Source organism: Mucilaginibacter sp. (assembly GCF_036568825.1).
Taxonomy (GTDB): domain Bacteria; phylum Bacteroidota; class Bacteroidia; order Sphingobacteriales; family Sphingobacteriaceae; genus Mucilaginibacter.
Window position 1 is genome coordinate 23,865 of record NZ_DATCRU010000024.1, and the last position, 6,678, is coordinate 30,542.

The window sequence follows — 6,678 nt, forward strand, 5'->3', positions numbered from 1 at the left end:
GTGATCGTGCTTTGTATAGGTATTTCGATTACGGAACAGGCTGGGTTAGAATAACGGGAGGGAAAGCACCCCGGCGTACCATTGTACGTTTCCGAACCAAAATTGCCCGATATCGAACATTTGAATTTATTTTAAAGCCATAATTCGTTGTTAATGAATTAATTGCGAATTTGGCATTGTTTTGGAAAAAATAAGAAAAAGCGGCCATGATCGGGAATCTCATTAAAACAGCCTTCCGCAGTCTTACCAGTCATAAAGGATTTACCTTATTAAATATCGGCGGGCTGGCAACCGGGCTTACGTGTTTTATTTTTATCGCCTTATGGATACAGGATGAATGGAGTTACGATAAATTCAATTCGAAGGCAGACAGGATCGTTCGCGTGGTCTCAAAAGTCACCACGCCGTCCGAGTCGTTTGAACAGGCGGTTACCGGCGCGCCGCTGGCAAATGCGCTAAAAAACGACTTTCCCGAAGTGGAAAACACCGTCCGTTTAGATGAAAAAAATGCCATCGTAAAATTGGGCAATAACCAGGCGGATGAGGACGGAATTTTATTGACTGATCCGTCTTTCTTCGATGTTTTTGATTACCATCTTTCGCAGGGTGATGCCAAAACCGCTTTGAACGCGCCTTACACGATTATCCTCACCAGGTCGATGGCCAAAAAATATTTTAGCGATAAAGATCCCGTGGGGAAAACATTGCTTATCTATTTGTTTGATCCTTCCGGCCGCGGGGCGCTGTACAAAATTACAGGTGTAATGCCCGATGCCCCGGTTAATGCCCATTTTACGTTCAATTTTATCATTTCATTCAAAACGTTGGAAACCTATGCCCCGCAAGCTGCTGCCGAATGGGATAAAAATGAGCATTACACCTATCTGCTGCTAAGGGATAAGTCTGATCTGAAAAAAATCGAAGCCAAGCTGCCCGCGTTTGCCAAAAGACATGAAGTAAAAGAGATGCAGGATGCCCATTCACATTTGAATTTTTCCTTACAGCCGCTTACTTCCATCCACCTTACTTCCCATTTGCGGTATGAAATAGCGCCCACCGGCACCCTGCAGAATATTTACATCTTCGGCACCATAGGCCTGGTCATTTTGCTGATCGCCGGTATCAATTACATGAACCTGGCCACTGCGGGTGCGTCCCGGCGGGCAAAAGAAACAGGGGTAAAAAAAGTTCTGGGTGCACAAAAACGGCAGCTCATTATGCAGCACCTCTGCGAGTCGCTCCTGATTGTTTTTGTCTCATTTTTACTTGCACTATTGCTCACCTCATTGCTGCAGCCGGCTTTTACACAATTAAGCGGGAAGAAACTGCTCCTGTTTGATGCGCCGGGTTTGCTGGTCTTTTTATTGGTGCTGACGTTCCTGCTCGGCATGCTATCGGGCCTATACCCGGCCTTTCTCATCACCGCTTATAAGCCGGCGGAGGTTCTGAAGGGTAAATCGACGGCTGCTTCCGGTGGTGCGGGGTTGCGCAAGGCCCTGGTTGTACTGCAATTCACCATATCGATTATTCTCATTGCGGGGATATTGATTGTAAGTGACCAGTTGTCGTACATACAGCATAAAGATCTTGGTTACCAAAAAGACGCTTTACTTACGCTGAAAACCAATGGCAATACGGATGTGATGGAAAATTTCAGCGCATTTAAGAATGCCCTGCTGACCCGGCCGCTGGTAAGCGGGGTAACCACCTCCAACTCCATACTGGCGGGTGGCCTGGGTAACCGGGGTATCACCACCGTCTCGGGCAATGGCGACCGGGTCAATTCAGTGATGTATAGCTTAAAAGCCGATCAGCATTACATCGAGGTATATGGGATGAAACTGGTGGCCGGGAGAAATTTTTACGAAAACATCGTTGCCGATTCCCTTTCCTATATCGTCAATGAAGCAGTGGTAAAATCTTTCGGGTGGAAAAATCCGGAAGACGCTATCAATAAACTTTTTAATGCCAGCGGCAAGGACGGCAAAATAGTGGGCGTCGTCAAAGATTTTCATTTCAACTCCTTACATCAGCAGGTCGAGCCCCTGGTTATCATGCCCCGTTTCCCCGGCCAGCGTTTTTCGCAGATAACCGTGCGCATCGATATGAACGATCCGCAAAAAGCGGTTAAATGGGTTACGGATAACTGGCAGAAAGCTTTCCCCGGTGCGCTGCCTGAATACAGTTTCATGGATAAGAAACTCAACGATCAGTACCAGTCCGAAACCCGGTTTTCAAAATTCTTCCTGTATTTCTCGGTGCTTTCGTTAATTATCGCCTGCCTCGGCTTGTTTGGCTTGACCGCATTTACCGTGCAGCAAAAAGTGAAGGAAATAGGGATAAGAAAAGTACTGGGCGCCAGCGTTTCCAGTATTACGACCATGCTTTCGGCAGATTTCCTGAAACTCATCTTAATCGCCGCTTTCATCGCATTCCCGGTCGCCTGGTATGTGATGAACAAATGGCTGGAGGACTTTGCTTACCGCATAACCATCAGCTGGTGGACATTCATCGCCTCAGGCGTCATCGTTTTAATTGTTGCGTTTTCAACCATTGGTTTTCAAACGATCAAAGCGGCCATGGCCAACCCGGTGAAGAGCCTGAGGAGCGAATGATCGCCAGGCAAAAATATCCCGGGAGTTTAAGGAGGCCCGAGTCAAAGTTCATAACCTGCAATACCTGTTTGTAACCGTTCCGGGATAATACGATTTCATAATTCATCTTCTTCGGTTTGATGGGTGAAATAACAGATGAAGTTCTTTGATAACCAAGGCAAAGTTGCTTTTTTTTTTAAACTTTGTCTCAAAGACTATTTCAAACCTTTGTTGCAAAAGTTAAATTACGCTATATATAGGGTTCAATTCGCCAGGTAGTATTACATTCCAGGTATAAAAAATAAGGGTGACTACACTGCCGCCCTTGCAGCAACAGCGTCGGCAGCCTGCGCGGCAAGCGCGGACTCATGAAAATGGATCACGCGCCACCCATCCGAGGTGCGCCTTAATAACATCGTGACGCGGCCGGCCGGTTGGTATAGTCCCTCATGGCCCTTAAGTTTAACGATAGAATGGAACCGGAAAAAGACCATGGCAGTATCATTCAGCAGCGCGATCCTGACATCATCAAGTTTCTTCGCCTCCACCTTTTCTAAATGTTCCGGCAAAGCTGCTATGTAACGCTCAATGGCAGCCCAGCCATATATCGGTTCCAGTCTTTCCATCGCGACATAGACTAATGGATGATACCCGTGATCCCAGATCGACATGACACGCTTAGGATCAAGTTGCAGGAAACCCTGACGGTAGGTTTCGATTATATCCGCAACCGCACACTCCATGCCTTTCTCTATATCTCCACCTTGTTTGGTTCGTCCTTCCAATTTCATGTTCCCTGATTCCAGTTTTTATATTATCGCATTTCATGATCCTGGCCCTGCCGGAAGATGAGTGCCCGGTATAAGCCATTGGCAACAGCCAGTTCGTCGCGCTTTTTTTCGAGTTTTGCCTGCCGCCCGGCATCCATATTTCCCGGCAGGGAAAATAGCTGAGTTCGTTCCCTGGCTGGGAATTGACAAACTCATAATGAATTTTTTCCGTTTTCATTGGCTAATGTATTGAACGGCATTATTTGTCTTTCAACACCAGCGCAATGGTCACCGCTAAAGCAAGACCGGCCAGCAAAGCAGCTACGGCCAGTCCGGCAAACTCATTCACAGCGCCATGCACCGCGGTTCGCCAATACACCAGCGCAAATAACAAGGCCAGCGCGCCTGCAACCATTATTATTTTTAAACCGGCTGTTAAGGCGGCGCGGAAGGTGAATTTTCCATCGTGGATGCGCTTATAATTCCGCAGGCCGAAGTATAAGCCACCGGCGGGAATCCACAGCGCTGCAGCCGCCAGGAGGGGAACCTGCCGGAGGGGTTTTGCAAATGCCAGCAACGAAACCAGGTCGGTCAGGAAAGTGAGATAGCCGGCCAGGTATAATACCAGGAGCCACCCGCCGCTGAGCAGGCCAATGATACAGCCGGTTAAAAGCACATTCCTCATCCTGGACTTTTCATGGTTTATTCGGATCGATGATGCTTTCATCACCCATACCACTGTTCAGGTTGGGTTGGTTATCGGTATCGAATGTACCCTCTGGTGAGCGCCCCGTTTGCTCCCTGATGGAATAGCCCTCCAATGCCAGCCCGATATTGACCAGTAGTTCCGGTTCGACATGGTGATCATCCATCACCCGCCAGGCCCCGCCCCGGTTGCCGATAAAAAAACCGGAATGATTGGGGTACCTGACACGAAACCCATGCACCCCGTGCCGTTGTTCGGGCTTCGCCTGCAACAGCTGCAATGCGCCCGTTTCCGGGTCTTTTACCTTGATCTCCATAAACTTACTTTTTTTCCAGCATTGCTTTTTGCTCCAGGTATTCTTTTTGGCCGATTTCGCCCCTGGCAAAACGCTTCTTTAAAATATCCAAAGGTGTATCCCGGCGATACCGCTGCCCCGGGATGCCGGCCGGGATCGCAAATATCCAGACCAGCAACAAAAACCAGGCAATCCACCATATCCAGTTCATTCCCCAGTAATAATGATAGTACCACATCGTCTTATTTTTTAAATTTATCCTTTATTTTTTCCTTTAACCGCCGCCATTTACGCAAGGCTATGCCGGCCAGGTCCTGGCTGCGCGCGATGACTTCCCCCTGTTCGTCCTTTTCAGACAAAGGGCCTTCGGTTGCCAGCTTTTCGGGCGGCTTGCCGGACGCTTTTTTTATATTTTTAGCTGTCGTGATGACCATGGCGATAATAATAAAGATGCTACCACCGAAGCGCGGGTTAAACAGAACGGGCAGAAATACCGAAACCGGTCTGGCCTCTATTTACAACAATTGGGAATAGGACTGGTTTGTCATTTTTCGTTTTTTTGAAATCAAATACCGGCAGCATTTGTTTAAGTTTCCCGGCTAAACAATTAATCGTATTTTTATAAAAAGAAATAAAGTATCGCCGCATGGTTTAACCGGGATCGCATGGCTAATTCAACAACTGCAGGAGAGGTAAAGGCTTCCAAAACAAGGATCATTGCGTTTTGGATAATAACCGGGCTGCTAAGCTTTGAACTGCTTTTTGGTGCACTCTGGGATTTTAACCTGCTGCAAAAGGGCTACGCAGGCAGCATTTTGAAGCATCTTGGTTATCCGTCTTACCTGGCATTCCTGCTGGGTGCAGGTAAGATCCTCGCAGCGGTTGCCCTCCTTGTGCCTGGCTTTGCGCGCCTTAAGGAATGGGCCTATGCAGGCGTTGTTATTTTATTTTTCGGCGCGGTTTTTTCTCATGTTTCGACCGGGGACGGACCCGGCAAATATGGGATGGCAGCGCTTTGCCTGACCTTAACGGTCATTTCCTGGTTGTTGAGATACAGGGATAAGCTGAAATGACCAGGAAGTATAACATCCATCCGGTGAATTAAATGATTGTTTAATAAAGTCTATCTATACCCGTATTACCGGGAAAATCCGGCTGAGAAAATGAGACGATGATGGTCCCGGCATTACACGTTGTCCGGCGACCCTTCGTCATGATCTTTGTCGTCTTCCGGCCCGAGTTCTGACTGAATGATCTCTCCCTCGAAGGTCTTTTCATCCTTCCGGTTTCTCCTGATCAGCCAGCTAACTAAAATCACCATGGCCGCGATGAACAAGCCGGTTCCCCAATAACTGATATCCATATCCTGGTTTCTAAAAATTCGGTTAAACAGCTGTGATCAGTTTATGCTTGCGCTGGCGGGGCAGGTATTTACGTATGGCCCCGTACAGCGTTTGCAGGTCAAAGGGCTTTTTCAGGTAGCCGTCAAAACCAAGCTTCCGATACTCCACGCCGATGTTATTATCACAGCTAAAGGCAATCACCGGCAGACGCGGAAAATGCGACTTGATCCAGTGGCTGATCTGCTTACCCGAATGATGGCTGAGCCAGCAATCCAGCAGTACTAATCCGGGATGGTGCCGCCGAATCATATCCAGCACGTTCTTGTTAGGGTCAGTGAGGCTGCGCACCCGGTAACCTTTCATTTGCAAAGCGATGGTGAGCACCTCCAGGGTAGCCGCATCCGCTTCCTGTATCAAAATCGTTTCCATAAGCTTTAATTTATTAGAAACCTGTAAACGTAACCGGTAGATAGAATTAGGGAAAAGAGGAAATGGAATATACTAATAACAACGCCACACGTCGCCGCGTAGTATATTATTTCTTTAATTATTCCGCCGGGCAGCCGGCAGCGAAAAATAAAAGGTTGAACCTTTGCCACTTTCGCTTTCCGCCCAGATATCGCCGCCATGTCGTTTGACGATTTCCGCGCTAAGGTACAGGCCGATGCCAAATCACGAGATATGGCGTGTATGGCTGGTTTCAATGCGGTAATACCGGTCAAAGATATGCGGAAGGTCTTCAGATTTGATACCCATACACCGGTCTGAATGGCCAAAGCAATTGCTGGCAGGCAACAAGCGGGCTTTTGCTGCGCGAAAGTTAACCGGGTGAACGGCGATGCTGTAAATCTGGTTAGCCGGGAAGCCGAATTGGCTGGCGGAGCAGCATTTCTTTTCTGAGAGACAACCACAACAAAGTATGCGGAACCGGTAGACAACTTCCGAAAAATGTTTTAACTTATTCTGGAAC

At 47.9% G+C, this 6,678-nt stretch carries 11 protein-coding genes; 2 read left to right on the forward strand and 9 right to left on the reverse strand.

Annotated features, from left to right (window positions below):
- Positions 1 to 206 precede the first annotated feature (206 nt).
- Positions 207 to 2,615, forward strand: coding sequence for an ABC transporter permease (locus VIM89_RS04855; RefSeq protein ID WP_488155003.1), 2,409 nt, complete (start codon positions 207 to 209; stop codon positions 2,613 to 2,615).
- 290 nt (positions 2,616 to 2,905) lie between these two features.
- On the opposite strand, the gene VIM89_RS04860 is transcribed toward VIM89_RS04855, so the two are convergent.
- The 5 genes from VIM89_RS04860 to VIM89_RS04880 form a co-directional block, all read right to left on the reverse strand.
- The gene (locus VIM89_RS04860; protein WP_488155004.1) at positions 2,906 to 3,385 is read right to left on the reverse strand and encodes a YybH family protein; all 480 of its coding nucleotides are present in this window, start codon (positions 3,383 to 3,385) and stop codon (positions 2,906 to 2,908) included.
- A gap of 238 nt (positions 3,386 to 3,623) precedes the next feature.
- On the reverse strand, positions 3,624 to 4,091 hold the full coding sequence (locus VIM89_RS04865; protein ID WP_488155005.1) for a hypothetical protein: 468 nt from the start codon (positions 4,089 to 4,091) through the stop codon (positions 3,624 to 3,626).
- Positions 4,060 to 4,455, reverse strand: a complete 396-nt coding sequence (locus VIM89_RS04870) for a hypothetical protein (protein ID WP_488155006.1) — start codon at positions 4,453 to 4,455, stop codon at positions 4,060 to 4,062. The genes VIM89_RS04865 and VIM89_RS04870 overlap by 32 nt, the downstream gene beginning before the upstream one ends.
- Complete coding sequence (locus tag VIM89_RS04875) at positions 4,391 to 4,603, reverse strand: SHOCT domain-containing protein (RefSeq protein ID WP_488155007.1); 213 nt, start codon at positions 4,601 to 4,603, stop codon at positions 4,391 to 4,393. Before VIM89_RS04875 ends, VIM89_RS04870 begins: the two co-directional genes overlap by 65 nt.
- Positions 4,604 to 4,607: 4 nt before the next feature.
- The gene (locus VIM89_RS04880) at positions 4,608 to 4,799 is read right to left on the reverse strand and encodes a hypothetical protein (protein ID WP_488155008.1); all 192 of its coding nucleotides are present in this window, start codon (positions 4,797 to 4,799) and stop codon (positions 4,608 to 4,610) included.
- A gap of 231 nt (positions 4,800 to 5,030) precedes the next feature.
- On the opposite strand from VIM89_RS04880, the gene VIM89_RS04885 reads away from it, so the two are divergent.
- Positions 5,031 to 5,438, forward strand: a complete 408-nt coding sequence (locus VIM89_RS04885; RefSeq protein ID WP_488155009.1) for a DoxX family protein — start codon at positions 5,031 to 5,033, stop codon at positions 5,436 to 5,438.
- A 113-nt stretch (positions 5,439 to 5,551) separates the two neighbouring features.
- On the opposite strand, the gene VIM89_RS04890 is transcribed toward VIM89_RS04885, so the two are convergent.
- From VIM89_RS04890 to VIM89_RS04905, 4 genes are all read right to left on the reverse strand, one after another.
- Positions 5,552 to 5,728, reverse strand: a complete 177-nt coding sequence (locus tag VIM89_RS04890; protein ID WP_488155010.1) for a hypothetical protein — start codon at positions 5,726 to 5,728, stop codon at positions 5,552 to 5,554.
- Positions 5,729 to 5,750: 22 nt separating this feature from the next.
- A complete protein-coding gene (locus VIM89_RS04895) occupies positions 5,751 to 6,137 on the reverse strand; it encodes a response regulator (protein WP_488155011.1) in 387 nt (128 codons plus the stop codon).
- A 114-nt stretch (positions 6,138 to 6,251) separates the two neighbouring features.
- Positions 6,252 to 6,374, reverse strand: a complete 123-nt coding sequence (locus tag VIM89_RS04900) for an ATP-binding protein (RefSeq protein ID WP_488155015.1) — start codon at positions 6,372 to 6,374, stop codon at positions 6,252 to 6,254.
- A 6-nt stretch (positions 6,375 to 6,380) separates the two neighbouring features.
- On the reverse strand, positions 6,381 to 6,678 hold a 298-nt coding region (locus tag VIM89_RS04905), incomplete at its 5' end, for a hypothetical protein (RefSeq protein ID WP_488155012.1).